Annotated in this window: 24 protein-coding genes and 1 tRNA gene; 14 read left to right on the top strand and 11 right to left on the bottom strand. The window is 66.2% G+C overall.

The window, feature by feature from the left end:
- The first annotated feature begins 1 nt into the window (after position 1).
- The 3 genes from GN330_RS21010 to GN330_RS21000 all read left to right on the top strand — a co-directional run bounded on the left by GN330_RS21010 (position 2) and on the right by GN330_RS21000 (position 4141).
- The gene (locus GN330_RS21010; protein WP_156715242.1) at positions 2 to 2041 is read left to right on the top strand and encodes a hydantoinase/oxoprolinase family protein; all 2040 of its coding nucleotides are present in this window, start codon (positions 2 to 4) and stop codon (positions 2039 to 2041) included.
- A 10-nt stretch (positions 2042 to 2051) separates the two neighbouring features.
- On the top strand, positions 2052 to 3782 hold the full coding sequence (locus tag GN330_RS21005; RefSeq protein WP_156715240.1) for a hydantoinase B/oxoprolinase family protein: 1731 nt from the start codon (positions 2052 to 2054) through the stop codon (positions 3780 to 3782).
- A 131-nt stretch (positions 3783 to 3913) separates the two neighbouring features.
- Complete coding sequence (locus GN330_RS21000) at positions 3914 to 4141, top strand: hypothetical protein (RefSeq protein ID WP_156715237.1); 228 nt, start codon at positions 3914 to 3916, stop codon at positions 4139 to 4141.
- Positions 4142 to 4175: 34 nt separating this feature from the next.
- On the opposite strand, the gene GN330_RS20995 is transcribed toward GN330_RS21000, so the two are convergent.
- Both GN330_RS20995 and GN330_RS20990 read right to left on the bottom strand, forming a co-directional pair.
- Positions 4176 to 4868 (bottom strand): pPIWI-associating nuclease domain-containing protein, encoded by a 693-nt coding sequence (locus GN330_RS20995; RefSeq protein WP_156715235.1) that lies wholly within the window; start codon positions 4866 to 4868, stop codon positions 4176 to 4178.
- 124 nt (positions 4869 to 4992) lie between these two features.
- A tRNA-Met gene (locus tag GN330_RS20990) sits at positions 4993 to 5069 on the bottom strand.
- Between the two features lie 458 nt (positions 5070 to 5527).
- On the opposite strand from GN330_RS20990, the gene GN330_RS20985 reads away from it, so the two are divergent.
- From GN330_RS20985 to GN330_RS20935, 11 genes are all read left to right on the top strand, one after another.
- Complete coding sequence (locus GN330_RS20985) at positions 5528 to 6316, top strand: GntR family transcriptional regulator (RefSeq protein ID WP_156715233.1); 789 nt, start codon at positions 5528 to 5530, stop codon at positions 6314 to 6316.
- Between the two features lie 35 nt (positions 6317 to 6351).
- Complete coding sequence (locus tag GN330_RS20980; protein WP_197435265.1) at positions 6352 to 7386, top strand: BMP family lipoprotein; 1035 nt, start codon at positions 6352 to 6354, stop codon at positions 7384 to 7386.
- A gap of 70 nt (positions 7387 to 7456) precedes the next feature.
- The gene (locus GN330_RS20975; protein ID WP_156715229.1) at positions 7457 to 9040 is read left to right on the top strand and encodes an ABC transporter ATP-binding protein; all 1584 of its coding nucleotides are present in this window, start codon (positions 7457 to 7459) and stop codon (positions 9038 to 9040) included.
- Positions 9033 to 10115, top strand: a complete 1083-nt coding sequence (locus GN330_RS20970; protein WP_156715227.1) for an ABC transporter permease — start codon at positions 9033 to 9035, stop codon at positions 10113 to 10115. Before GN330_RS20975 ends, GN330_RS20970 begins: the two co-directional genes overlap by 8 nt.
- Positions 10112 to 11011: an ABC transporter permease gene (locus GN330_RS20965; protein ID WP_246188791.1), complete on the top strand. Its 900-nt coding sequence runs from the start codon at positions 10112 to 10114 to the stop codon at positions 11009 to 11011. Before GN330_RS20970 ends, GN330_RS20965 begins: the two co-directional genes overlap by 4 nt.
- Entirely contained in the window at positions 11008 to 11583 is a 576-nt protein-coding gene (locus tag GN330_RS20960; RefSeq protein ID WP_156715225.1) for a cysteine hydrolase family protein, read from the top strand. The genes GN330_RS20965 and GN330_RS20960 overlap by 4 nt, the downstream gene beginning before the upstream one ends.
- Positions 11576 to 12427 (top strand): carbohydrate kinase family protein, encoded by an 852-nt coding sequence (locus GN330_RS20955; RefSeq protein ID WP_197435264.1) that lies wholly within the window; start codon positions 11576 to 11578, stop codon positions 12425 to 12427. Before GN330_RS20960 ends, GN330_RS20955 begins: the two co-directional genes overlap by 8 nt.
- On the top strand, positions 12424 to 13158 hold the full coding sequence (locus GN330_RS20950; RefSeq protein ID WP_156715221.1) for a phosphorylase family protein: 735 nt from the start codon (positions 12424 to 12426) through the stop codon (positions 13156 to 13158). The genes GN330_RS20955 and GN330_RS20950 overlap by 4 nt, the downstream gene beginning before the upstream one ends.
- 46 nt (positions 13159 to 13204) lie before the next feature.
- Positions 13205 to 13972 (top strand): sugar isomerase domain-containing protein, encoded by a 768-nt coding sequence (locus tag GN330_RS20945; RefSeq protein ID WP_156715219.1) that lies wholly within the window; start codon positions 13205 to 13207, stop codon positions 13970 to 13972.
- Positions 13973 to 14004: 32 nt separating this feature from the next.
- On the top strand, positions 14005 to 15453 hold the full coding sequence (locus tag GN330_RS20940) for an aldehyde dehydrogenase family protein (protein WP_156715215.1): 1449 nt from the start codon (positions 14005 to 14007) through the stop codon (positions 15451 to 15453).
- 175 nt (positions 15454 to 15628) lie between these two features.
- Positions 15629 to 16714, top strand: coding sequence for a cyclase family protein (locus tag GN330_RS20935; protein ID WP_156715213.1), 1086 nt, complete (start codon positions 15629 to 15631; stop codon positions 16712 to 16714).
- Positions 16715 to 16816: 102 nt separating this feature from the next.
- Here GN330_RS20935 and GN330_RS20930 read toward each other — a convergent pair whose 3' ends face one another.
- From GN330_RS20930 to cobS, 9 genes are all read right to left on the bottom strand, one after another.
- On the bottom strand, positions 16817 to 17296 hold the full coding sequence (locus GN330_RS20930) for a MarR family winged helix-turn-helix transcriptional regulator (RefSeq protein WP_197435262.1): 480 nt from the start codon (positions 17294 to 17296) through the stop codon (positions 16817 to 16819).
- Between the two features lie 100 nt (positions 17297 to 17396).
- Entirely contained in the window at positions 17397 to 19004 is a 1608-nt protein-coding gene (locus GN330_RS20925) for an indolepyruvate oxidoreductase subunit beta family protein (RefSeq protein WP_156715209.1), read from the bottom strand.
- A complete protein-coding gene (locus GN330_RS20920; protein WP_156715207.1) occupies positions 19001 to 21160 on the bottom strand; it encodes a thiamine pyrophosphate-dependent enzyme in 2160 nt (719 codons plus the stop codon). Before GN330_RS20920 ends, GN330_RS20925 begins: the two co-directional genes overlap by 4 nt.
- Positions 21161 to 21261: 101 nt before the next feature.
- The gene (locus GN330_RS20915) at positions 21262 to 22578 is read right to left on the bottom strand and encodes a TRAP transporter large permease (protein ID WP_156715205.1); all 1317 of its coding nucleotides are present in this window, start codon (positions 22576 to 22578) and stop codon (positions 21262 to 21264) included.
- A gap of 119 nt (positions 22579 to 22697) precedes the next feature.
- The gene (locus tag GN330_RS20910; protein WP_156715202.1) at positions 22698 to 23195 is read right to left on the bottom strand and encodes a TRAP transporter small permease; all 498 of its coding nucleotides are present in this window, start codon (positions 23193 to 23195) and stop codon (positions 22698 to 22700) included.
- A 27-nt stretch (positions 23196 to 23222) separates the two neighbouring features.
- Positions 23223 to 24173, bottom strand: coding sequence for a TRAP transporter substrate-binding protein DctP (gene dctP / locus GN330_RS20905; RefSeq protein ID WP_156715200.1), 951 nt, complete (start codon positions 24171 to 24173; stop codon positions 23223 to 23225).
- Between the two features lie 224 nt (positions 24174 to 24397).
- Complete coding sequence (cobF, locus tag GN330_RS20900) at positions 24398 to 25165, bottom strand: precorrin-6A synthase (deacetylating) (RefSeq protein WP_156715198.1); 768 nt, start codon at positions 25163 to 25165, stop codon at positions 24398 to 24400.
- Between the two features lie 18 nt (positions 25166 to 25183).
- Positions 25184 to 26197 (bottom strand): nicotinate-nucleotide--dimethylbenzimidazole phosphoribosyltransferase, encoded by a 1014-nt coding sequence (cobT, locus tag GN330_RS20895; RefSeq protein WP_156715196.1) that lies wholly within the window; start codon positions 26195 to 26197, stop codon positions 25184 to 25186.
- Positions 26198 to 26213: 16 nt separating this feature from the next.
- Positions 26214 to 26981: an adenosylcobinamide-GDP ribazoletransferase gene (cobS, locus tag GN330_RS20890; protein WP_156715194.1), complete on the bottom strand. Its 768-nt coding sequence runs from the start codon at positions 26979 to 26981 to the stop codon at positions 26214 to 26216.
- Between the last annotated feature and the right edge of the window lie 2 nt (positions 26982 to 26983).

Below are 26983 nucleotides of genomic sequence, written 5' to 3'. Positions count from 1 at the left end.
TATGCTCAGGATCGGTATCGACATCGGCGGCACGTTCACCGATTTCGCCGTCTGGAAGGATGACGGCGACGGTTACGCGCAGATCGAAAGCCGCAAGATTCCCACCTCGCGGCCAAATTTCGCCGAGGCGGTCAAGCGGGGTATTGACGAGATCGTCGCCGAGCTCGGCTATTCTGATCAGGCGCCTCTGACCGTGGTGCACAGCACGACCGTCAGCACGAATGCGGTGATAGAGCGTTCGCAGCCTCCGGTCGGACTGATCACCACGGAAGGGTTTCGCGACATTCTCGGCCTGGCGCGGCTGCGTCTCGACAAGCCGGTCGACCTCTTTAACCGGAGAGCCAGGCCGCTTGTCCCGCGCCAAAACGTCTTCGCCGTTGGCGGCCGCATCCTTGCGGATGGCACCGAGGACCGGCCGCTCGACGAGGACGGCCTGCGCGGGGCGTTGCGCACCATGCTCGATCGCGGCCTGGCCGGCGCCGCGATCTGCTTTGTGAACGCCTATAGGTACCAACAGCACGAGGTGAGAGCGCTGGAGATCGCGCGCGGCGAGTTCCCCCGGCTCGAGGTGATGGCCTCGCACGAGGTGTGGCCGCAACAGGCCGAGTACGAACGCGCCGTGCTGACCCTACTCAATGTTTATGTGAAGCCACTCATGCAGGACTATCTGCACGAGATCGACGGTTTTTTGCGTTCCCGCTACCCCGAGGCGCGCCTCTATCTGACCAAGTCGAACGGCGGCATCATGTCGGTCGACGAGGCGCGCAGGCTGCCGATCCACACGCTGCTTTCGGGCCCGGCCGCGGGCGTGACCGCGGCCCAGGTGCTCGCCGAGCATGTCGGGATCGATCATGTGCTTACATTCGACATGGGCGGCACGTCGGTGGACGTGTCGCTGGTGGAGAGCGGGCGACCGACCACCGCCGGGCAGGCGGAAGTCGGCGATTTTCCGCTGATGATGCCGGTGACCGCGGTCGAGGCGATGGGGGCGGGCGGCGGCTCCGTCATAGGGCTCGACGACCGCGTGCTGAAAGTCGGTCCGCGCAGCGTCGGTTCGTCGCCGGGGCCTGCCTGTTATGGTCTCGGCAGCGACGAGCCGGCACTGTCGGACGCCTATTTCCTGCTTGGCTATCTGCCCGGCGATGGGCTTTTGGGCGGTCGCTTGAGTCTAGACCGGGACCTGGCGGTGCGGGCCCTGCAGCCGCTGTGCGAGCGGCTCGGTCTCGACAGCGTGCAGGTCGCCGAAAGCGCCGTGGCGGTCGCCACTTCCGAAATGCTTGCCAAGATCACACCTTTCCTGGCCAGGCTCGGCGTCAGCGCCGGCGACCTGACCATGATGATATTCGGCGGCGCCGGCGGCATCCACGGCCCTTTGCTCGCCGAGGAAGTCGGCATTCGCCGCATCGTGGTACCGCGCATTCCCTCCGTCTTTTGCGCCTTCGGCGGCCTCGTGTCCGACATGATGCACGACGCGGTCCGCTCCGTGCACGGTCAGCGGCTCGGGACCGACGAACTCGTCGTCGGTTTTGCCGCCCTCGCGGAGGAGGGCAGGCGCTGGCTTGCCGCCCAAAAGGTGACGGAACTGGCCGCGGTGCGTCACGTCTATCTGGCCGATATGCGCTACGCCGCCCAGTCTTTCACGATATCCGTCGACGTGTCCGCGCCACAGGCCGGCGCAATGTCGGTCGCGGCCGCCGAGGCGGCGTTCCACGACCAGCATCAAAGATTGTTCGACTATTGTGACCGCGAGGCTCCCGTCAGCATCGACGCGCTGCGCGTGCGTACGATCGGGCCGCGCGCGCGGCCGGCGGCGGGCATGCTTGCCGAGCGCGTTGGCGCGGCTGTTCCGGTCGGCGAGCGCGATATCCGGCTGAACGGCGCCTGGCGGCGCGTGGCGGTGTGGGATTGGCCCGATCTGGGAACGGGCTGGCGCTGCGACGGCCCGGCCATCGTGCAGCAGGCCATCGCCACCATCCTTGTCCCGGACGGGTTTCGGGCGCGCGTCGACGGCCTCGGCAATCTCGAGATGGAACGACGGTAGGGAGCAAGCGATGGATCCCGTCCAGACCGAAATCATGAAGAACCGGTTTTCCGCGATGGCCGAGGAGGCGGCCACGCTGGCCTACCGGACCGCGCATACGACCTTCGTCAAGCAGACCCAGGATTTCCAGGTCGCCGTGGCCGATCTGGACGGGTATTTCTTTGCCTATCCCATGCAGACCGGCGTCGTGACGGGAAGCGGGCAGACGATCGCCGGCCTGCTGAAGCATTTTTGCGCCGAGCAGCTCCAGCCCGGCGACGTGCTGATCTCGAACGATCCGTTCCGCACCGAAGGCGTCGTCACCCACATGATGGATATCCACATGGCGCGGCCGATCTTCGTCGACGGCCGGCTCGCCTGTTTTGCCTGGTCTTTCATCCATGCCTCCGACATTGGCGGCGCGGTGCCCGGAAGCATCTCGCCCGATCTCTATGAGTGTTTTCAGGAGGGCTTGCGGATCCGGCCGAAAAAACTGGTCGAGGCCGGGCGGCTGAACCAGGACATCGTCGATATCCTGCATGACAATTCGCGCATCGGCGAGGCGATCTGGGGCGATCTCGAGGCGATGATGGCGGCAATGCGCCTGCTCGACCGACGCATCAACGAACTGTGCGAAAAGGTCGGCCGCGCCGGTTTCGAGCAGGGCGTGGCGGATGTGATGGCCTACGCGGAGATGAAGGCGCGCCGCGCGATTTCGGGGCTGACGGACGGGCAGTACAGCTTCGCCGACCGGATCGAGGGCGACCAGAATGGCGCCGATATCGAGTTCCGCTGCAGGCTCATCATTCGCGGCGACGAGGCCGAAATCGACTATGACGGGAGCTCGCCGCAGGTGCGCGCGGCCTTCAACTTTACCACCGGAGACCGCACCCACCCCTTTCTGTGCCTCGCGCTGACCCACTATATCCACACCGTCGAGCCGGACATTCCCGTCAATGGCGGAATCATGCGTCCCATCCGCGCCCGCGCGCCGCGCGGCAGCGTGATGAACGCGACATTTCCCGCCGCCATGGGCAACCGCTTCGTGGCGGTGATGCGCAGCTACGACACCTTGATGGGCTGTCTCAACCAGGCGGTGCCCGGTGGCATCGTCGCCTGCGGCGCGGGTCAGGCCGGGATCATAAGCTATGCCTGGAGCCCGTCGGGCGACGGCCGGCAGCGCGTCGCCGTCGTCGAGCCGTTTTCGGGCGGTTCCGGCGGACGCGTGCGCGGCGACGGGGTGGACGCGAGCGACACCATGATCGCCGTTTTGAAAAGCGCGCCGGTCGAGCATGTCGAAAGCGAGATGCCGCTGGTCGTGCGCCGCCACGACCTGGTTGCCGGCAGTTTCGGCCACGGCCGGTTTCGCGGCGGCGCGTCGGTGGCGATCGAGCTCGAGAACCGGGCCCCGGAAGCCGCGATCACCGTGCGCGGGCTCGACCGGTTCCGCTGCCGCCCGTGGGGCGTGGCCGGCGGCACGCCCGGCGGCAACAGCCTGGCCGAAATCGACGCGCCCGGGCAGGCAAGCCGCACCGTCGGACGCATCAAGGTGCTGCATCTGCGCGCCGGCGACGTGTTGCGCATGAGGTCCTCCTCGGGCGGCGGTTTCGGCGATCCGTTCGAGCGCGAGCCCGACCGGGTGCTGCGCGACGTGCTCGACGAACTGCTGAGTCGGGAAGAGGCCGAGACGATCTACGGGGTGAAGATCGACGGCGACCGGGTCGATGCGGCAGCCACGCGGCAGCTGCGGGCGGCGCGGTAGCGGGCGAGGCCAACAGCCACGATCCTCGGAAGGCCGGGCCGGGCCGGGATCTGGATCGGAAAGCCGGAAGCGGGATCGGGCGTCACCGCCCTGGAACATCCGCGCCGAACCACCGATGTCAGGCTGGCCGCATGCTGCACGGCGGAAATCCGGTGCTGCGGTGGTGCTTCGAAAACATCGCCATGACGAAGCCCGACAGGAACGGCAATCGGCTATTTTCGAAAGCAGCCAGCCGGGACCGGATCGACGGTGCATCGGCCGCGATGATGGCCATACAGCGGGCATCAATGGGCGAACTGGGCGGAACGTTCTACGACCGGCCCATGGTCGCTGATCCGAAGTGGCATTCCTTCGGATGAGCCCAAACAAAGACTTCAGGGAGTGATGCAGCCGTCAACTCAAGAGGCGGCGCAAAGCGATCTCAGCTGTCTGCAGAAGGTCACTGATGTCTCGAGCCATCACGTTTTTCCGGCTGTGAGACTCGCTGATGAGCTTATCGGCGACAGAAAGCAAAAGATCGATTGCATTTTCTGCGATGGCCTCATCTTTTTCTGACCGACTGCCTCGAATTTTGGTCATCAGCGATCGCGCTCGCAGCCTACGTGTTTCTCCCTTACCGTGGTCTTTGAGGACTTGATCGATCAGTTCCCGCGCAGACTGTGCTGCTTGACGAACGCGATCCGGATTCGCGCTCAGCGCGGCCACCCACATGCCTTCACGCATTTCCAGGAAACGGGGATCCAATTTCAGCAGAGCAGTGTCGAGATCATCAACCGCGCCGCGCTCGAGCGCGGCCACACCAGCAGGTGACACCATTACCCAATCGTCCGGAGCAGAAATGTCCATTCGTGGCTGTGTGAGCAGACGCACGCGGAGAAGATCTTCGAAGCAGGTATACGCGTCCTGTCGCTCATCGTCGCTGAGTGTTGTTCGATCCAGATAATGTGCTAGGTCACCGCGCGAATAGCCTGTTCCTAGGAGGTTGCTTCGGTGCACGGTTCGCCCGGCGCGCTTCACGGCACCGAGAATTGCCAGGCTGAGAGCGCGCTTGGTCAACCGAGGTTCTATATTCGCGCCATCTGTCATGTTGCAATCCAAGTTGCGTCGGACTGCCGATTGTCAGTGAAAACCCTTGAAAATTAAGGATCGCCAGTTGCAACATGGCGCGACATGGATTCGGGCGGGATAGGCCGTAAGCCCTTGAAATTGGTGGTAGCGGAGGAGGGACTCGAACCCCCGACACAAGGATTATGATTCCTCTGCTCTAACCGGCTGAGCTACTCCGCCCCGTTCACGCCGCGAGGCGGCGCGGTGTCCGGGCAGGCCCGAACCGCAAGGCTCGGCGGATATAGAGTCGCCGCGGCAAGCCTGTCAAGCAAGCTTTCGCCCGCGACGGCGGCCGGGGGCGAATATTTGTTGCCAGGGCCGGCGGAGGCTGATGGGACTAAATCGTCGAACCACGTTTCTGGTTGTCGTCCTGACAGAAGGATTGGAGTGCGCCCCGCGTCGCCGGCGGCGTTGGTGGCGCGCGGCGGCAATGGAGCCGTGCGCGGTCGGCGACGTCGCAAGCGAACCGGCCGGCGGCGGGCGCCGCGCCCCAGGGCAATGGCGGTGCGGCCGGGCCGGTGGCCGGTGGCCGGCGGTTTGCGGGAAGCGAGAGAGGGCGCAGGCGGCCGAGATCCCGCGCGGGGGATGAGCGCAATTTCCAACTTGACTAGTCAACTAGTCTATTTTACCGTGCTGACATGAAGCCGATGGTCGCCAGCACGCCCCGATATCTCGTCCTCGCCGAGGAGCTGCGCGCGCGCATCGAGGGCGGCGTGCTGAAGCCGGGCGACCGGCTGCCGAGCGAGGCGCAGCTTTGCGCGACCAACGGCGTCAGCCGCGGCACCGTCGTGCGCGCCATCGAGCAGCTTGTCTCGCAGGGCTTCGTCACCCGCCGCCAGGGCGCGGGCAGTTTCGTCGCCAACCGCTCGCTGCACCGCAAGGCCGGCCATCTGTTGAGCTTTTCCCAGACCGCGCGCCAGGATGGGCACCGCTCCGAGCAGCGCCTGCTCGCCTTTCGCCAAGCAGACGACGCCGAGGCGCAGCAATTCGGCGTCGCCGCGCCGGCGCACCGGCTCGAGCGCGTGCGCCTGATCGACGGCGAGCCCTGCGCGGTCCACGGCTCGGTGATCCCGGCCGCCGTGTGCGAGCGTATCGGCCTTGCTGGCGACGACGCGGCAGCGCTGCTCGAGGATCCGGAATTTTCGCTCTACGCCCGTTTCGAGACCGCCGGCCTGGCGGTGCGCGAGGCGCGTGAGCGCGTCACCGCGCGGCTAGCCACGGTGGCGGAATGCGCCGTGCTCGCCGTGGCCGCGCCGAGCCCGGTCATGGTCGTGTTCCGAACCAGCTACGCCGCCGACAATCTTTTGGTCGAGGCGGTCGAAGCGGTCTATCGCGCCGATTTCTACACCTACGACACCCATCTGGTCCGCGGCGAACGCCATGCCGGCTCCGGCCTGCGCATCGTCGCTGCGGGGGCGGATTTCTGAACCAAAGGTTGGAGCCAATGGAAAAGGGGAATTTAATGAAAAACCTGACGAAACTGCTTGCCGTATCGACCGTTCTGGGTGCCGTCGCCGCCCCGCAGGCGGCGGCCGCCGACGTGGCGCCGGCCGCGCTGATCATCGCCCAGGGCGGACTTGGCGACGGCTCGTGGAACGACACCGCCTATGCCGGCTTCAAGGCCGGGCTCGAAAAGACCGGCGTCGAGGGCCGTCCGATCGAATCCAAGGATGTCGTCGCCCAGGGCGAGGAGATCATGCGCCGCGCCGCCGATGGCGGCTTCGGATTGGTCGTCAGCTTGGAATGGATCCACGGCGAGCCGATGCAGAAGATCGCGCCCGACTATCCCGACACCAATTTCGTCATCATGAACCAGACCCGCGAGGGCGACAATCTCGCCTCGGTGGTGTTTGCCGAGCACCAGGGCTCCTATCTAGCCGGCGCGCTCGCCGCCCAGGTCACCACCGACACGTCGATCGAGGGCATCAATGCCGATCCGGTGATCGGCGTCATCGGCGGGGTCAAGTCGCCGGGCATCGACAAGTTCATCGTCGGCTATATCCAGGGCGCCAAGGCGGTCAACCCGGATATCGACGTCAAGGTCGCCTATGCTGAATCCTTCGGCGATCCGGCCAAGGGCGAACAACTCGCCAAGGCGATGTTCGCCGAGGGCGCCGACATCGTCTATCAGGTCGCCGGCGGCACCGGCATCGGCATCATCGAGGCGGCCAAGGCGGAAGGCCGCTATGCGATCGGCGTCGACACCGACCAGGACTCCATGGCGCCCGGCCATGTGCTGACCAGCATGGTCAAGCGCGTCGACGTGGCGGTCGAAAAGATTCTCGAGGACTATGCCGGCGGGGCGTTTCCCGGCGGCCAGGTGCTGACCTTCGGTCTGAAGGAAAACGGCGTGGCCTTGTCGGACATGGAGCACACCAAGGACCGCATTCCCGCCGCCTATCTCGCCAAGGTTGAGGAATTGAAGGCCGGCATCGTCGACGGTTCGGTCGAGGTCTGGGATGTGACCGAGAAGGGCTATCCCGACTTCTACAACTGATCGATCGCCGCTTGGGCCGGGCGCGTGGCGCCCGGTCTTTCTTTCCGTTGCAAAAGCCCGGTAAACCGTTTTGGCCGACACCCGAAATCATAGCGCCGCGCCGGTCGCCGTGCGGCTGGGCGCGCGCGACGTCGCCAAGAGCTACGGCGCCGTACAGGCCAATAGCGGCATTACGCTGGAGGTCGCGCCGGCCGAGATTCATGCGATCGTCGGCGAGAACGGCGCCGGCAAATCGACCCTGATGCGACTCTTGCAGGGGCTCGAACAGCCCGACGCCGGCAGCATCGTCTTCAACGACCGGCCGATCCGGCTGCGCGACCCCGAGCAGGCGCTCGGCCTCGGCATCGGCATGGTGCACCAGGAATTCATGCTGGCGCCGGAACTGACCCTTTTGGAGAATTTCGTGCTCGGCCACGAGCCGGTGACGGCCGCACTGCCGCTTGGCCGCCGCATCGACTGGCGTGCGGCGCGCGCGGCCGGCGATGCCCTGGCTGCCAAGACCGACCTGGCGATCGACTGGGACCGCCGTGCCGGCACCGCGCCGGTCCACATTCAGCAATATACCGAAATCCTGCGGCTCTTGCAGCGCGGCATGAAAGTGCTGATCCTCGACGAGCCGACGGCCGTACTGGCGCCGCAGCAGGCCGACGACCTGTTCATGCTTTTGCGTCAATTGCGCGATCAGGGCACGTCGATCGTGTTTATCAGCCACAAGCTGCGCGAGGTGATCGCGCTCGCCGACCGTGTGACCATCATGCGCCGCGGCCGGGTTGTGTCCTCCTCCCGCATCGGCGAGACCGACATCGACACGATGACGCGCCACATCGTCGGCGAGGCCGCGTCTGTAGCACCGCCGGCTGCTGCTGTGCGCGCCGCTGCCGGCGAGCCGGTGCTCGAGGTGTCGGGGCTGAGCGCGCCCGCGCTTGCCGGCTCGCACCCGGTGCGGGCGGTCGATCTTCGGGTGCGTGCGGGCGAGATTGTCGGCATGGCCGGCATCGCCGGCAACGGCCAGGACGAGTTCATCGAGTGCGTCGTCGGCCTGAGAAAACCGTCTTCGGGCACGGTGCGCCTTAAGGGGCACGCGCTCGCCGGCTGCGACAATGCCGATTTCCGCGCCGCGGGCCTTGGCTATATCAGCCCCGACCGCGCGCATGAGGGGCTCGCCAAGGCCGCGTCGATCGAGGACAACGTGATGGCTGCGAGCCAGCGCGCGCCGGCCTTCCGCCGCGGTCCGTTCCGCCGCCTGGGCGCCGTGCGGGCCGAGGCCTTCCGCCGCCTGTCGCAGCTCAAGGTGCGGTTCGGCCGCCTGTCCGATCCGGTCGCCAGCCTGTCGGGCGGCAATCAGCAGCGCCTCGTCTTTGCCCGCGAGATCGCGACCGAGCCGGCGCTGCTCGTCGTTGCCCAGCCGACGCGCGGCGTCGATCTCGGCGGCATCGCCGCCATTCACGCGATCCTGCGCGAGTTCGCCGCGCGCGGCGGCGCGGTGCTTCTGGTGTCGGAGGAACTCGACGAGTTGATCGCGCTGTCCGACCGCATCGTGGTGATGGCCGAGGGCGGCATCGTCGGCGAGATCGCCGACGAAACCGCGACGCCGGAGGCGATCGGGCGGCTGATGCTGCAGCAGGACAGTCACAAGGAGGCGGCCAATGGCTGAGGCGACCACGGAGCCGGGCTCCGGCCGGCCGAGCCTGGTGCCGGCGCTCGAACGCATGGCGGCAGACATCTTGCGCTTCGCGCTGCCGGTCCTGTTCGCTTTTTTCGTCGGGGCGGTGGTCCTGGCCTTCATCGGCGAAAACCCGCTCGACACCTATGCGCTGATGCTGTCGGAGGGTTTCGGCTCGTCGCGGCGCGTCGCGGCCACCCTGTCGGCCGCGACCCCGCTTCTGTTCACCGCCGTTGCCACGGCGATCTGTTTTCGCTCCGGCGTCTTCAATGTCGGCGTCGACGGCGCTTTCGTGCTCGGCGGGCTGGCGGCGGCGGCCGCCGGCGCCCTTTTGCCGGTGGCGTTGGGCTGGTCGATCGCGCCGCTCGCCATGGTGGCGGCGATGGCGGTTGCCGGGGTCTGGCTCTATGTGCCGGGCCTGTTGCTGGCGCGGCTCGATGTCGACGAGGTGGTGTCGACGCTGATGCTCAACTTCATCGCGCTGGGGCTGTCCGGCTTCCTGGTCAACACGCTGCTTTTGTCGGAAACGTCCGGCAACAACACCACCGACACCATCCATGCCGTGGCCGAACTTTCCAGGCTGATGCCGCCCTCGACGCTTCACAGCGGCTTTCTGATCGGGCTCGCCTGCGTTGCCGCCTACTGGGTCTGGGCGCGCTGGACGCCGGCCGGCTACGAGGCCAAGCTGGTCGGCCTCAACCAGCGTTTCGCGCGTGCCGTCGGCATCGCGATCCCCGCCTCCATCGTCCTGGTGATGGCGATTTCGGGCATCGTCGCCGGGCTTGGCGGCGCCAGCCACGCGCTTGGCCAGGTGCACAAATTCTCCGACGGCTTTTCCGCCGGCTACGGTTTCACCGGCATGGCGGTGGCGCTGCTTGCCCGCAATTCTGCCTTCGGCATCGTGTTCGGGGCCGTCTTGTTCGGTGCGCTGGCCTCGGCCGGCACCACCATTCAGCTGTTTTCCGACGTGCCGCTCGACATCGTCAACGTGATCGAGGGAACGGTGATGATCTTCGCGGTGATGGAACTGGGCCGCCTGTCGCTGCGGCGGGGACGGGCGTCATGATGCAGATTGCCGAACAGGTTCTGGCCGCCTCGGTCGTGCTCGCCACGCCGATCCTGCTTGCCGCCATCGGCGGGCTGGTCAACCGCCAGGGTGGCATCGTCAACATCGCGCTGGAAGCAAAAATGCTCACCGGCGCCTTCGTCGCCGTCGTCGTTTCCTCGGCGACCGGCTCGTGGGGCGTCGCGGTCCTGGCCGCGGCCATCGTGTCGGCGGCGATCGGCTATCTGTTTTCGCTGACGATCACCCGCGCGCGCGCCAACATGATCATCGCCGGTCTAGGCCTCAACGTGCTGGTCGCCGGTTTCGTCGGTTTCATCATGAATGTCGGCTTCGACGCCAGCGGCACCTTGCGCATGCCCCACGTCGAATTGCTGCCCAAATTGCTGCCTGGTTCCGTCGCCGCGCTGCCGCTTGTCGGTGAGGCGCTTTCTGATCTCGACCCGCTCACCGTCTTCGCCTGGCTGAGTGTCGCCGCGCTTCCGTTCCTGCTTGCCAATACGCGCCTCGGTCTGCGCCTGCGCGCGGCCGGCAACGCGCCGCATGTCGCCCGCGCCGTTGGGCTGCGCGAAAAGTCGCTGCAGGATTTCGGCACGGCCTTTGCCGGGTTTTATTCGGGCCTTGCCGGCGCGCACCTGGCGCTGGCCTCCATCGGCCTGTTCAACGAAGGGCTGACGGCCGGCCGCGGTTTCATCGCGCTCGCCGCCTTCTACTTCGCCCGCAACCGGCCGGTCGGCACGGCGCTGGTGTGCCTATTTTTCGGTTTTCTCGATGCGACCCAGATCCGCCTGCAGACGGTGGGCCTGCCGCCGCAACTGATCGGCACCCTGCCATACGCGATGGTCATTCTCGGCCTGTGCCTGACGGCCTGGAACCTGAAAAGAAAGGCGCAAGCATGAGCGAACCCGCACTGATCGTCATCGACATGCAGAATTCCTTCCTGCATCCGAAAGGGGAAAACTACTATGCGTCAGCGGGCGAGACCGTTGAGCCGGTGCGCCGGCTTCTGGACGCCGCCCGCAAAGGCAACCGCCTGATCGTCCACACGCTCGACCGCCATCGCCGCGGGTTGATCGACTTCGAGCAGAAACGCCTGCCCGAGCATTGCCTCGAAGGCGGTTTCGACGCCGCCTATTTCGAGGGCTTCGGTCCGCTGACAGACAACCCGCGTGAGGTCGAGATCGTCAAGCGCCGCTACAGCGCCTTCTTTGCCACCGATCTCGGCCTGATGCTGAGGGAAAACGGCGTCGAGACCGCGATCATATGCGGTGTGAAGACCAATGTATGCGTGCGCGCGACCTCTCAGGACGCCTTCGCCAACGGTTTTAGGGTCGTGGTGCCGCGTCAGGCCACCAACTCCAACCGCGCCAATCTCCAAGAGGCCTCGCTGGAAGACATCGACCGCTATCTCGGTCATGTCGTCGAACTCGACGAGGCGCTGTCCCAGCTTGCCGGCGATGCCAATGGCTGAGGTGGTCATCACCGGTTACGCCAGCTTGGACTACCCCGCGCTCCTCGACGGCACGGTGGCGGGCGACAGCACGACGCAGATCCGCTTTCGCGATCCCGGTGCCTGGCCGCGGCTCGGCGGCTCGCCGGCCTATGCCGGCGCGGCGCTGGCGCGCTGCGGTCATCGGGCGACCCCGATAAGCTGGGTCGCCTCCGACCAGGCCGGCGATACCTATATGCGCATGACCGGAGAGGCGGGCATGGCGACCGACGCGCTTGCCAGGATCGACGCGCCGCGCTCGCCGGTCTCGCTGATGCTCTACCAGGCTGACGGAACCTCGATCTGCCTCTACGATCCCGGTTTCGCCGGCCGCGAGGCTTTGACCCCAGTCCAGCGCCATCGCCTCACCGAGGCGGCGCATGTGTGCGTCACCGTCGGGCCGGGGCATCTGCTTGCCGAAATCCTCGATCTCGTCGGGCCGGACGCGACACTCTACTGGGTGGCCAAGAACGACCCGACCTGCTTCACGCCGGCCCTGTGCGCACGGCTTTCGGCGCGGGCAAGCGTCATCTTCTGCAATCAGGCCGAACGCGCACTGATCGCAGCCGGTACCCGCGACGATCAGATCGTGATCGAGACGATGGGCCGGCGCGGCTATCAGGTCGGCGTCCGTGGGCAAAGCCGCATCGTCGCCGCCGATCCGGTTTCCGTCTCCGACCCGACCGGCGCCGGAGACACCTTCGCCGGCGCTTTCATCGGCGCATATTTGAAAGACGGCGATCCGCACGCCGCCGCGCAGGTCGCGGCGGCGGCGACCCGGCAGATGCTCGAGGTCCGCGGTCGCGCAGAAAGGAGCCTTTCATGAAATCGGCCTGGTATCTGGGCTATTCGCAAGCCGATGTCGGCGACAGCGCGTTGCTGGCCGGCGATCCCGACCGGGTCGACCGCATCGCGCTGTTGCTCGACGACGCCCGGCCGATGCCGGTTAAGCGTGGGCTCAAGTCGGTGACCGGAACCTATGCCGGCAAAAAGGTGACGGCGGTCGCCTTCGGCATGGGCGCGCCAATCGCCACCGTCGTGCTGCACGAACTGGCCGATCTCGGCGTCAAGAGCTTCATGCGTATCGGCACGGCGATGTATTTTGCGCCGGTCGCGCCCGGCGATTTCGTGCTCAGCGACCGCATCGCCTGTTTCGAAGGGACTTCCCGGTCCTATGTCGACGATGTCGAGGCGCAGCGCGCCGACGCCGGCCTCAACCGCGCAGTGGCCACGGCGGTCGCAGCTGGCGACGCCAAACTCCACACCGGCACCTTCGCCACCTTTGACGCGTTTTATCGCGACATGTTCGCGCTCGACGCGCAGACCCAGGCGCGGGTCGACGCCAATCGCACCATGCTTGCCGAACGCGGCGTCGTCGCCGCCGACATGGAGACCTCGGCGCTGGTCAATGCCGCGGCCGCGCTCGACGTCCGCTTCACCAGCCTGTGTGTCGGCACGGTCGACGGTGTCACCCGCGCCAAGCTGGAGCCGGAGGCGATGGCCGCCGCAGAGCACCGGCTGTTCACGACGGCGCTCAACGCCATCACATCCCTTTGAACGCGGCCTGCTTGCCGGTCCGCCAATCGATCCAACGGAGCTTCGCATGACCACGATTGCCCAAAACTATTTCGCGCTCGTCATCGAGCGGCTCAATACCGTGATGGAAACCCAGGCCGAGGCCATCGAGGCGGCCGCCGAAATCTGCGCCGAGGCGATTGCCCGCGACAAGCTCGTTTTCACCTTCGGCACCGGCCACGGCTCGTTCGCCGCCATGGAGATGTTTCCGCGCACCGGCACGGTCACCGGCTTCCGGCCGATCGTGGAAAGCACGATGATCTCCTTCCATCGCGTGCTCGGCGACGGTGGCGCGCGCCAGTATCGCTTCATTCACAGCCGCGAAGGTTATGGCGACGCGATCCTGGCCTCGCACCAGCTCGACGGGCAGGACGCCATGCTGATCTTTTCCCATTCCGGCCTCAACGCCGTGACGCTCGACATCGCCGTCGGCGCCAAGGCACGTGGCATGAAGGTGATCGGCGTGACCTCGGTGCCGCACTCCTCCAGCACGCCCTCGCGGCATAGCTGCGGCAAGCGGCTGTTCGAGCTCGCCGATGTGGTCATCGACACCGGCGTGCCGAAGGGCGACGCATCGATCCGCATCGACGGTGTGGACGGTGCAGTGGGCGCGACCTCGACCTCGATCGCGATCGCCGTCGGCCAGGCGATCAACGCCGCCACTGCCGAGAAACTGGCCGGGCGCGGCGTCAAGCCGTTCGTCATGGTTTCGCCCAACACAACGGAAAAGGCCGCGGCCGACGCCCAGAACGACCGCAACTACGCTGAATTGTGGCGCCGCCTGAAGGCGCGCTGAGCCGGCGACAGCAACCAATCGGGATAATGACCATGCAACGCGGATTTTTCATCGCCGGCCAATGGCGGTTCTTCGACGATGCCGAGCGTTTCGACATCGCCGAGCCGGCAACCGGCAAGCCGGTCGGCACGACGCTGCTTGCCGCCGAGACCCATATCGACCAAGCCGTGGAGGCAGCCGTTGCCGTTGCGCCGGTGATGGCGGAAATGGCTGCGCGCGAGCGCGGGGCGATCCTCGAGCGCACGGCCGCGCTGATGAACGAGCGCGAACACGACATGGCTGTGCTTCTGACCCGCGAGCAGGGCAAGCCGATCGCCGACAATATCAAGGAGATCCGCTTCGGCGCCGAGGTTCTGCGCTATTACGCCGGCGAGGCGGTGCGTCTCGGCGGTTCGCTGCGGCCGGCCTCGGCGCCGGACATCCGCAATCTGGTGACCCGCCACCCGGTCGGCGTGTGCGCGGCGATCGTGCCATGGAACTATCCGGTCGACCTTTATTGCTGGAAGGTGGGCCCGGCGATCGCGGCCGGCTGCCCGCTGGTGGTCAAGAGCCCGCACGAGACGCCATTCGCGATCGGCATGTTCGTCGACTGCCTCCACGAGGCGGGCCTGCCTGCCGGCGCGATCGCCGATCTGCCGGGGCTCGGCCCGGTCGCCGGCGCCGCCTTGTCGCGCCATCCCAAGATACGCATGATCTCCGCCACCGCCTCGATCGCGGCCGGCCAGGACATCATGCGCAACGCCGCCGGCAACCTGAAGAAGGTCAGCCTCGAACTCGGCGGCCATGCGCCCTTCATCGTCATGCCCGACGCCGACATCGAGGCGGCGGCCAAGGCCGCCCACCGGCGCGGATTCTCCAATATGGGCCAGATCTGCATCACGGTGAACCGCATCCTGGTGGCGCGCGAGGTGCATCGCGATTTCGCCGACTGCCTCGCCGCGCTCGCCGAGGCGACCGAACTCGGCAACGGGCTGGAGGACGGTGTGGGTTACGGACCGGTGCTCAATCCGTCCGTCATCCGCCGCGTCGAGGCGCATAAGAAGGATGCGCTCGCCAAGGGCGCGACCCTGCTCGCCGGCGGCTTCGCGCCGCAGGACGGCGCCTTCAGGCACGGTCATTTCTATCGCCCGACCGTGATCGACAATGCGCCGCTCGACAGCATGCCGATGAGCGAGGAAACCTATGGTCCGCTTGCCGCGATCGCACCCTTCGATGGCGTCGAGGACATGCTGGCGATGGCCAACGGGCTCGAATACGGGCTTGCCGCCTATCTTTATGGCGGCGATCTCGGTCGGCTTTGGGCGATCGCTGAAAAGCTGGAATTCGGCGCGATCGGGGTGAACGTCAACGACACCAGCGAGTTGCAGGCGCCGTTCGGCGGCTGGAAGATGAGCGGGATGGGACGTGAGCTCGGACCGGAAGGCCTTGACGCCTTCCTGGAGACCAAACACATGAAGATGCGGCTGCCCAGCGCGTTCTGAGGTTTCTCCAGCCTCGAAGCCTCTCCTGCAGACAAAGGCGCGGCCGGCTCCGGTCGCGCCTTCGTGCATCTGCGCGCGCTCGACACTGGCTCGTCGGCCTGATTATATGTAAATGCAGATAATTAGAACCGGTCGCGCGTGGACGTTCGGCCGGCGCATTCGAGGGAGGACCATCATGAGAAAGCTTCTGGGCGTCTTGGCGGCGCTCGCGGTAGTCGGTGCGGGCGGCGCATTCGCGCAGTCGGACGGTTTGAACGATGCCGTCGAACGCTCCAAAACGATGGTGCCGAGCCCGCCCTGGGGCGAAGGCGATCAGGTCGGCATGGCCAATGCGCTGGGGCAGGGGACGTGGCTGCGCTGCGCCGCGCACCTGGCTGCGCCAAACGCCAAGGCCTACGAACTGTCGCACGAACGCTCCAACACCATGCCGCTGTCGCCGTTCGGCGTGCCGCTGAAATATGTTTACCGCCCGACGGTCGGCATTCCCGGCACCGTGCACGCCTTCAACGGCGAGCAGGTCGAAAGCGGCGAGCCCGGTGCGCAAGGCACGCAGATGGACGCGCTCGGCCATTTCGCCATCCTGCCGAAAGCTTGGGACGGTCAGGGCGAGTTCCCGTCCGGCACGGCGCAATATTATGGCGGCTACAGTCAGGACCAGGTCAAGCCGGCGCCGGATTCGCCGCTCCTCAAGCTCGGTATCGAGCACGTGCCGCCGATCGTCACCTCGGCCGTGCTTTTGGACGCCAAGGCGCATAATGGCGGCGAGGCGCTGGGGGCGGGCGACCGGGTGACAACCGCCGATATCGAGGCGATGCTTGAAAGCCAGGGACTTGCCGAACGTGGCATCCTGCCGGGCGACGTGGTCTATATCCACACCGGCTGGAGCGAGAACTGGCAGGATCCGGCCGGCAATACGCCCTATTACGGGATGGGTCCGGGGCTGGCCTACGACGCCGCGCAATATCTGGCCGAAAAGCGCATCGTGCTGATCGCACTCGACAACCCCTTCACCGATCCGGTCAATGACGGCGCGCTGCAGGGCAAGGCAGGGCCGCCGGAAGGCGTACCGGACGGACAGCCCTTCGCGATCCACAGCTTCAACCTCGCCGAGGCCGGTATCCATCAGATCCAGAACGCTCGGCTCGGCGAACTGGCCGCCGACAAGGTATGGACGTCGTGCACGATGATCTTGCCGCTACGGTCGCGCGGCGGGTCCGGCTCGCCGGTGCGGCCGGTCTCGATCGGTACAACTGGAGAATGACCCGGAAGGCGGATCGCGAGCACGCGAAAAACAGCTTGAAAGCAATGTGATGGATCATGATGGTGATTCAATGGATCACCATAATGTTCCGGGAACTGAGCCTCATGGCCGGCGCGGGACGATCCGCGCTGGCTGGCCTTCCGCCTCGGCATCGGCGATATCGTAATTTTCGAGATTGCGGGTCATGCGGCGCACCGCCTTTTTCAGCGTCGCCTTCTCTTGGTCGGAAAAGCCCATCACGACACGCTCGGTATGGGCCAGGCTCATGGCGCGGACCTTCTCGTAGGCGCGGCGTCCCTCCGCGGTCATCGACACGGTGACGACGCGCCCGTCCGGACCGCTGCGCTTGCGCCGCACCAGCGCCTGTTCCTCCATGCGCATCACCAGCCTGCTCAGCGTCGACTGCTCGATCATCGCATAGTCGGCGAGATCGTTGATGGTGACAGCGCGGGCGGAGTCGAGCACCGCCAGAACACGCCAGTGCGAGATGCCAAGGCCATAGGCGCGCAGGTCGCGGTTCAGCATGCGGCTCATGCGAAAGCCGAGCCGGTTGATGAGATAGGGCAGGATGTTGTCCAGCAAAACGGTCCGCCGTCCGCTGTCCGGCTGCTCGGCTGTCCGTTTTGGTTCTGGCCGCTCCTGCATGGCAAGTCCTGACTACACGTGACCCTGAGGGCTCCGACTAGTCGGCTTTGACGCGCGCCGCAAGCGTGTCGCCGGTTCCGGCGAAGGAGCGCACGGTTTTGATGGCGCCGTCGAGGGCACCGCCGTCTTCGTCCTTGAGCGCGGCCTCGCGCAGGCGGCGCAACCAGTCACCGCCATCTTGGCGTGGCACAAGCAGCGGCACCGTCGCCAGCACGCGGTCGAATTTCGACAGCCCGCGCTGATGCGTGTCGCTATAGCCCTTGATCAAACGCCGGCATGAGACGATCTCGACTGCCAGTGCATAGTTTTGCGGCGCGGTCTGCAGCGCCTGGGTCAGCCATTCGTCGATATGGGCGGTTTCCTTGGCATGGCGCAACAGCCGCCGCCGCCAGCGGCGCAGTCCGGCGAGAGTGAACAAAACCGTGAACCAGATCAGGGAGTCGGTGCGTACGCGCCGTCCCCGGTTGACCATTCGGTCGAGCCCGGCAAGCAGGCGCGGCCGCGCTTCGATGAACCGGCCGAACCTTGTCGGCAACATCGAACACACTTCCTCGCCGCGTGGATGCATGAATTCGGTCACCTGCACGATCGCGTCATCGGGCGCCTGGATCTCGCGCTCGATACGCGTGAAGCGGGCGGAGCGGGTCTTGCGGTCGGCGACGCGGATCACATCGTCATAAGCCATAGCGTTGGCGACATGTTTGGCGGCCGCGGTCGCCAGCGCCCATTCCTCGACTTCGGCACCCGTGGCGTTGTCGATTTCCAGCACCGCGTCGAGCCGATCGAGATAGTCCGAGCCATAGGCGAGGTCCTGGAAATCGACCACCTTGGCCAGTCCGCGCGTGGCCATGTCGCGCATGGCAAGCGGATAGGCGGCGATCCGGTCGCAAAGGCCACGCCATTGCCTGAGAAGATGCGTCGGCCCGTTGGGCGCGGCGGGGCCGGGGACCGGCCGCGGTTCGTCGTTGGCGGCGGTCGACGCGTGGGTGTCGCGCGCCCGCTCGAAGGCCGTGCCGAAAGCGCGCAGACTGGCGTCCACGCCGCGGCCACTCTTGCGGATCGCGGCTTCGAATGCGGCACGTTCGAAGGGCAGGGCGCCGGAACCGGCGAGTGCGCCGAATAGGCTGGCCGAAATCATCGTGCCCGCGTCGGCGGCGATTTTTTCCATGTCGAAGCCGATGAACTGCTTGGCGGCGTCCCTGACGGTGGCGAACACCGCATCGCCGTCGGCGATGCCGTTGCCGATGGCGATCTTTTCCGAGATGGCGAGCATGCGGTGTGTCGAGGCGATCAGCGTCGTGCGATCGGGGGTGACCAGGCCGCGCATCACCGCCCGTCCGGCCTCCATCAGTTCCGCCGCGATCACGATGTCGACGTCGCCGGGTGAGGGCATCAGGGCGAGCACCGGCAGCCGGTCGGTGCGCGGCGTCATTTCGATGCTGTAGATCGTGGCGCCGGTACGCTGGGCGACGCCCGGTACCGACGTCGCTTGGACGGTGTACCCGCTTGCTTCCGCCGTTTCCACGACCCAGTCCGACAGCACGCCGCCACCCTGGCCGCCGACGGCAAGGATGGCGAGCTTGATGATGTGCTGGCCGGGAAGCGGCGTCTGCGGACCCGCGTCCGGGGTGTGGGCGATGTTCATGCTGCGGCGTCTCCTGCAAAATCGAGGCGGCGGCGGGCGCGCCAGCCGGCGAGCGCGCGCGTCACGCGTTGGCGCAGGCGCGCCAGGGCGCGCTCGCTCCGCGTCGGGTTGCGGATGATGTCGGCCCGGTAGAAGGACGGGCACAGCACGGCCGCGTCGGCGACCTCGCCGCAATTGCCGCAGCCGACGCAGGTCTGGTCGATCGCTGCCACGGGATCGTCGCGCAGCGGGTCATCGAGCGTCTTGACGCTGAGCGAGGGACAACCCGACAGCCGCATGCAGGCGTGATCGCCGGTGCACACGTCCTCGTCGACGCCGAAGCGCGGCTTGACCACCCGCCTGCCGTCCTTGACCGCTTTGGCCATGAGCGGCTTTTCGCGACGCTGGCGGTTGAGCATGCACTCCGATGACGCAACGATCACCTTCGGGCCTTTTTCTGGCGTGGTCAGCGCCTCCGCCAGCGTATCGCGCATCTTGGCGACATCGTAGGTGCGGTCGATCTGGCGCACCCATTTGACGCCGACGCCCTTCACCGCGTCGGCGATCGGATGATTGGTCGATTTGGAGCGGTTGTCGGCGCGCGAGGACAACACGTCCTGCCCGCCGGTGGCGGCCGAATAGTAGTTGTCGACTACCAGAATGACGCCGTCGGCCTCGTTGTAGACCGCGTTGCCGATGCTCGAAGACAGGCCATTGTGCCAGAAGCCGCCATCGCCGATGATCGAGATCGGCCGTTTGCCGCCGCCGCCGTGGAAGGCGGCGTTGGAGGCCGGACCCAGGCCGTAGCCCATCGTGGTGCCGCCGATCTCGAACGGCGGCAGGATCGAAAACAGGTGGCAGCCGATGTCGGCGGCGATCTGATGCTTGCCGTGTTCCTGCTCGACCAACTTCATCGCCGCGAAGATCGGTCGTTCCGGGCAACCGGTGCAAAAGCCGGGCGGGCGCTGCGGCACGATCTCGGCGAGCTCCGGCGCGGGCTGCGGCTCCCGTGGGCGGTTCGGCGCCCGGTGCTCCGGCGCCAGCACCTCCGGCCCGTACTCGCGCAGGAAGCGGCCGACGCCGTCGAGCATGACCTGGCCGGTATATTCGCCGGCCATAGGCAGCGCGGTCTTGCCGACGACACGGGTCGAAACGCCGCCGGCATGCAGCATGGCGCCGATCGCCTGTTCGATATAGTTGGGTTGGCCCTCCTCGACGACCAGCACGGCGTCCTTACCGGCGCAGAACGCTTCGATCTCGTCATCGACCAGCGGATAGGTCACGTTAAGCGCGTAGAGCGGCACGTCGGTGTCGCCGTTTATGTCGGCGAGGCCGAGCCGTTGCAGCGCGCGCACGACGGAATTGTACATACCGCCTTGCAGGATGATGCCGAGCTTGCCGTTCGGCGGCCCGAACAACTCGTTCAGGCCGCGCTCTTTGATGAATGCCTGTGCCGCCGGCCAGCGTTTGGCGATCTTTTCCTGCTCGTGGACGAAGGCGGCGGGGGGCAAAACGATGCGGTCGGTCTGGCGGCGCGGATTGTCGACGGCCTCGCGCACCGTCAGCGGCGGGCGGCGATTGGCCTTGGTTTCGAAGGCGCCGGAGAGGTGGCAGGCGCGGATGCGCACTTCCAGCATCACCGGCGTGTTGGTCGCTTCCGACAGCTCGAAGCCGTCCTCGACCGCCTTGACGATCGACGGCAGGTTCGGGCGCGGATCAAGCAGCCAGATTTGCGATTTCATCGCAAAGGCATGGCTGCGTTCCTGCATGATGGATGAGCCTTCACCGTAATCCTCGCCGACGATGACCAGCGCGCCGCCGGTCACACCGCCGGAGGCGAGGTTGGCGAGCGCGTCGGAGGCGACATTGGTGCCGACCGTCGACTTGAAGGCGACGGCGCCGCGGATGGGGTAGTGCACGGAAGCGGCCAGCATGGCCGCTGCCGCCGATTCCGAAGCATTGGCCTCGTAGCGCACGCCGAGTTCGGCCAGGATGTCCTGTGCGTCGGCGAGCACGTCCATCAGATGCGAGATAGGCGCGCCCTGATAACCGCCGACATACCCCACGCCGCATTGCAGCAGCGCCTTGGTGATGGCGAGGATGCCTTCTCCGTGGAAGGTTTCGCCGTCACCCAAACGCAGCTTTTCGACTTCCTTGGCGAAGGAGCGTTCAGCCATTGATACGGCCTCCATTGTGGTCAGCAGGTCGAATTATATTCATTTGCATATATTATCGCTTCTGCAAAGGCCCGGTCGAACCGGTTGCCTGATTGTTTCCGTCAGCGTCCGAGTTGGGCCGGCAGCCAGGTTCCGAGCGCCGGGAAGGCGAGCACCAGGATCAGCACGATAAGCTTGGTGATCACGAACGGCGTCACTGCCACGTAGATGTGGCGCATCTTGATCCAGTCCGGCGACACGCCCTGCATGACGAACAGCAACAGCCCGAAAGGCGGAGTCAATAGCGCGATCTCCATAGTCAGCAGGTACATCACCCCCAGGATCAAATCGTCGATACCGACGGCCCGGGCCAGCGGCACGAAGACCGGGATTGTGACCATCAACATGCTCACCTGATCGACGAAGCAGCCGAGAAAAAGCAGGATCAGGATCATGCCGACCAGGATCTGCAGCGAAGACAGCTCCATCGTCTGGATGAGGTTGATCAGGCCGCTAGTGGCGCCGCTGAACGACAGGATCTGGCTGAACGTCTGGCTCGCGGCGATGATGAACAGGATCATCACCGACAGCTTCACCGTCTCCATCGCCGCCACATACAGGTTCTTCAAGCTGAGCGATCGGTAGCCGGCGCCGGCGACGACAGCCGCAATACAGCCGAGCGCGGCCGATTCGGTCGGCGTGGCGATCCCTGCCAGCAGGCTGCCGATAACGACGATGAAGATGCCCGACAGCGGCAGGACATGGATGACGAACGGCTTCCAGCGCTCCCAGGCCGGCATCGGCGGCAGTTCGTCCTGCGGCGCAAGCTCGGGCCGCAGCAGTGCCGACACGACGATAATGGCCACGAAGGCGAGCGACAGGATCAGCGCCGGCACGATCCCGGCGACCAAAAGCCCGGCGATCGAAATGCCGGCGAGGCTGCCCACCAGTACGGCCAGCGCAGAGGGCGGAATCAGCATCGCGATCGCACCCGAGGCCATGATCGGACCCATGGCGAGCGTGGGGTGATAGCCGCGCTTGAGCATGGACGGCAAAAGCGTCGAGCCGAGCATGGCAGTGTTGGCGATGGTCGAGCCGGACAGCGCGGCGAAGATCGTGCCGGCGAACACGGTCACGATCGACAACCGTCCGGGGATGCGCGTGACGACGCGCTCGACCGCGTCGATGGCGCGGTGGGCGACCCGCGTCTGAAATAGGATCTCGCCCATCAGGATGAACAGCGGGATCGGTGTCAACTGAAAGCTGGTGATCGACTGGACCGAGTTGCGCGCCATCTGCACCAGGCCGATCTCGCCGCCGAGGATGGCGAACGCGCCGACGAGATTGACCGCGATGAAGGCGAAGGCGACTGGCAGTCCGGCCGCCAGAAGCGCGACCAGGCCGCCGAGCATCAACAAAAGGATGACGGGCCAGTCCATGCGCTAGCGCTCCTTGCGGTCGTCGCACGAAAATCGGCCTGCGAGACCGGCCTCGCCCGTTGTGCCGCACGGCGCGTTCGCCGCGACCCGAACTTGAATCATTTTGTGCATGAAAGGCCCTAAAGTCCCGTTGCACCACGTTTTTCGGGGATTGTGCCGATCCTGAGCCCAAAGCCGATCGCCAGTAGCAGCGTGCAGGCGGCAGGCGCGGCGAAAGTCATCCATTCCGGCACCACGATGATACCGCGCACCATCGAGCCGCGCTGCAGGGCGTTTGTCAGGGCCTGCAACAAGTACCAGGAAAACGTGGCCGAGACCGCGGCGCCGACGAGGTTCATGATGAGATCGAGACGCAGGCGCGCCCGTGTCGGCAACAGCATCACCATCAGGTCGACCGCCACATGCGCATTCTTCATCAACACCCACGGCGCCGCCAGAAACGTCGCCGCCGCGATGCCGTGCTCTGTCATGTCCGTCAGGCCGTGAATGGCGCTGGTGCAACAGGTCCTCAGCACCACGTCGAGCGAGATGGCGAGAGCGATCGCGGCGATGATGGCGCCCGCCGCGATGGCGAGCGCCTGGATAACGGCCCGATAGAGCGAGGTCAGGGCCCGCATCGGCCTCTGTCCGTCAGCCGGGCGCCGTCAGAAGCAGGTCTTGAGCTTGTCGGCCGCGTCGGCATTGATGGCGGCGATCGCTGCCCACCCTTCGTCCTGCGCGGCCTTCAGCCACGCCTCGCGGTCGTCGCCGGAAAATTCGATCACCTCAATGCCGGCCTCGGCCTGGGCGGCCGCCTCCTTGGCGTTAATGTCGAGATTGTCGGCATTCTTGGCCTCGATCCATTCCGCCGCCTTTTCCAGCAGCGCCTTCTGCTCGTCGCCGAGCCCGTTCCATTTGTCGAGATTGACGATCACATTGACGTCGACCTGGTAGAAGCCCGGATCGACCCGGTATTTTGTTTGTTCGTCCCAGCCGAGATCGAGCACACCCTGGATCGGCCAGCCATACCCGTCGATCGCGCCGCGCTCGAGTGCCGTGTAAACCTCGCCGGGCGCGGTGCGCACCAGATTGGCGCCGAGCGCCTTGAACATCGCCTGGTAGACCGGCGTGGTACGGATGGTCAGGCCGTTGAGGTCCGGCTTTTCGATCGGCTTGGTCAGATAGAGGTGGAAATTGACGTTGTCGCCGGTGCGCGCCAGATATTTCACGTTCATCGCCGATTGGTGCATCTCGTCGATGATGTCGTAGCAGCCATTGGCACGCTGATCCTGGATCGTGTTGGTGGCGAGTTTCAGCGCGTCTCCCTCCGGCAAGAGGTTGGTGTAAAAGGCGGCGGTGTTGTTAGCCAGATCGACAACACCCGAAGACACCGCGTTGCCGAGTTCGAAGGGCGGCACCGCCTCAGGTCCGCCGACCACGTTGATCTGCAGCACGCCCTTGCCGTTTTCGTTGACCCAGTCGACGAAGGCCGCAAACGGCCGCGCGAAGGTCGTTCCGGTCGCGAAGGCGCTCGCCGCTTTCAGCGTCACCTCTTCGGCCGCGGCCGAGCCGGCCAGCATCGCGAAGGCTGCGGTCAGTGCGAGTGTCTTTTTCATGTTTTCCTCCCAGCGGTCCGTTTTGGACCAAATTATATTCATTTACATATTTGTTAGTGAGGCGTCGGGCGCCCGTCAACCGCACGCGGCGTGTTGTGGGTGAAATTCGCACGGCGCGCCTGTCACCGTGCCCCGATGGGTCCGTGTCGGTAGGCTGGCTTGTTTGCCGGGTAAAGGGAAGGGTGCGCCCCGATTGCGTGGGAATGGGCTTGCTGTCCGCTGGCTCAGTCGCCGTCGGGCAAACGCTTGCGCAGGAGATAGGTGTCCATCACCCAGCCCGCCTTGTCGCGGGCGGTCGCGCGGGCCTGTGAAATCGCATCGGCCTTTTCGCCAAGCGGTCCGGCGATTGCGCTTTCGCTGTCGGTGCCGAGATTGGCGCCCCAGTAGATGTCGACATTTTCCGGCGGCAAGCCGCGGAAGGCCTGCACGCCGTCGAGCATGACGACGACGCTGTCGGCGTCGGCGGGAAATTTTTCCGTCAGGCGCCGGCCGGTGGTGACATGGACCGGCCCGCCGATCGTATTCAACGCAATCCGGTGTTTCGCTGCCAGGGCCTGGATGCTGGTGATGCCCGGAAAGACCTCGTAGTCGAAGGCGATCCGGCCGCGCCTGGCAAGATGTCCGACGATGCGCAGGGTCGAATCGTAGAGCGAAGGATCGCCCCACACCAGCAGTGCTGCGCAGCCGTTCTCGTCGAGCTCGTCTTCCAGCAGCTTTTCCCAGGTCGCCCCGATCGCCGCGTGCCAGTCGTCCACGCTTTGCCGATAGGACGGATCGGGCTCTGCCCGTTTCGGTACCGGATAGTTGACCTCGCGCCAGCTCTCGCGCGTCATGAAACGCCGGCAGATCTCGCGGCGCAGCGCGGCGAGCCCGTCCTTGCCCTGTTTGGCGGGGATGAACACGACCTCGGCCCTGTTCAGCGCCTTGATCGCCTGGATGGTCATCTGGTCCGGATCGCCGGCGCCGATGCCGATGACAAGTAGGGTGCGCATGATATCGGGTTTCCTGTCTCAGCCGTCGGAGACGCCGGCCTCGGCGAAAGTGGCCATGCCGCTATGACAGGCGACTGCCGCGCGTAGGATCGTCAGCGCCACGCAGGCGCCCGACGCCTCGCCGAGCCGCATGCCGAGATCGAGCAGCGGCGACAGCCCGACCGCCTCGAGCAGCCGCCGGTGCCCGGCCTCGGCCGACACATGGCCGGCGATGGCGTGATCGAGGCCGCGCGCATGCAATCTTCCAAGCGGCGCGGCGGCGGCAGTGCACACGAACCCGTCCAGCACGACCGGAATGCGGTGATGCCGGGCGGCAAGCGTGGTGCCGAAGATCGCCGCCAGTTCGCGGCCGCCGAGCGCCGCGAGCAGACCAAGCGGGTCGTCGCGGCGCTCACCATGCCGGGCAAGCCCCTCGTCGATCACGGCCGCCTTGCGTCCCAGACCGGCGTCGTCGACGCCGGTGCCGCGTCCGGCCCAGTCGGCACCCGTGCCGCCGAACAGCGCGGCGGCCAGCGCGGCGGCCGCGGTCGTGTTGCCGATCCCCATTTCGCCAAGCGCGATCAGGTCGGTGTCGGGCGATACCGCCGCATAACCGGTTGAGACCGCGTCCAGAAACGCGGCCTCGCTCATCGCCGGCGCCCGAGTGAAATCGGCCGTTGGCGTGTCGATCGAAAGCGGCACCACTGTCAGCCCTGCGCCGGCTGCTTCGGCGAGTTGGTTGATGGCCGCGCCGCCGGCGGAAAAATTCGCCACCATCTGTGCCGTCACCTCGGCCGGAAAGGCCGAGACGCCGCGCGCGGTGATGCCGTGCGAGCCGGCGAACACGATCACCTCTACCGTGTTGAGTCCGGGTTTTTCGCACCCCTGCCAGGCGGCGAGCCATACCGCCAGCTCCTCCAGGCGGCCGAGACTGCCGGGCGGTTTGGTCAACTGGCCCTGGCGCGCCCGCGCCGCCTCGTCGGCACGGGGGTCGGCTTCGGGCAGGTCGCGGCACGCGGCCTTGAGATGATCGAGCGTGGAAAAGCCGTTCATGAAATCTCCCGTGGGCTCAGGCGAGCATGGCGCAGGCGGTCACCAGCACGATGATTTCGCCGCCCTGCTGCAGCGCGCCCAGAACGTCGCCGGTGCGGCCGCCGATCTGGCGCATGGCGATCCGGCGCAGGGAAAAAAACCATAGCGCCAGCGCCAGCGCGGCCACGATCGCGCCGCCGGGACCCAGAAGCAGCAGCGCCACCGCCCCAAGAAGGGCGGCGACCTGGACGGAGCGCATGTCGACGTCGCCAGCGCCGGCCGACAGTCCGTCGTGGCGTGCATTTGGCACCAGGTGCATGAAGGCCGGCAGCAGCGCGCGCGAGGCCATATGCGCAGCGATCAGGCCGGCAAGCGCCTCGCCGGGCGTCACCAGCGCGGCGAGAGCAAGCCAGCGGGCGATCAGGCTGAGCGTGAGCGCGCATACGCCATAGGTGCCGATGCGGCTGTCGCGCATGATGGCGAGTTTTGCCTCGCGCTCGCGTCCGCCGCCGAAGCCGTCGGCGATATCGGCAAGGCCATCCTCGTGCAGCGCGCCGGTGACCACGAGCATCGCGCCCAGCGCCACAAGTGCTGCGATGTCGGTGAAGAGGCCGAGCCACAGCGCGACGATGAAGGCTAGCCAGCCGGCAAGTGCAACCGCCAGCCCGGCCAGCGGTGCGGCCCACAGGCTTTGCGACAGCGAGCGCCCGGCATCGGCAGAAAACGGAACCGGCAGTCGCGTGAAAAAGCCGAGCGCGGTTGCCATATCGGCCAAAATCTCGTCCGAACGGGGAACTCCCGCCATTG

The organism is Nitratireductor arenosus (assembly GCF_009742725.1).
Lineage (GTDB): Bacteria > Pseudomonadota > Alphaproteobacteria > Rhizobiales > Rhizobiaceae > Mangrovimarina > Mangrovimarina arenosa.
This window is presented reverse-complemented; position numbering and strand designations above follow the sequence as displayed.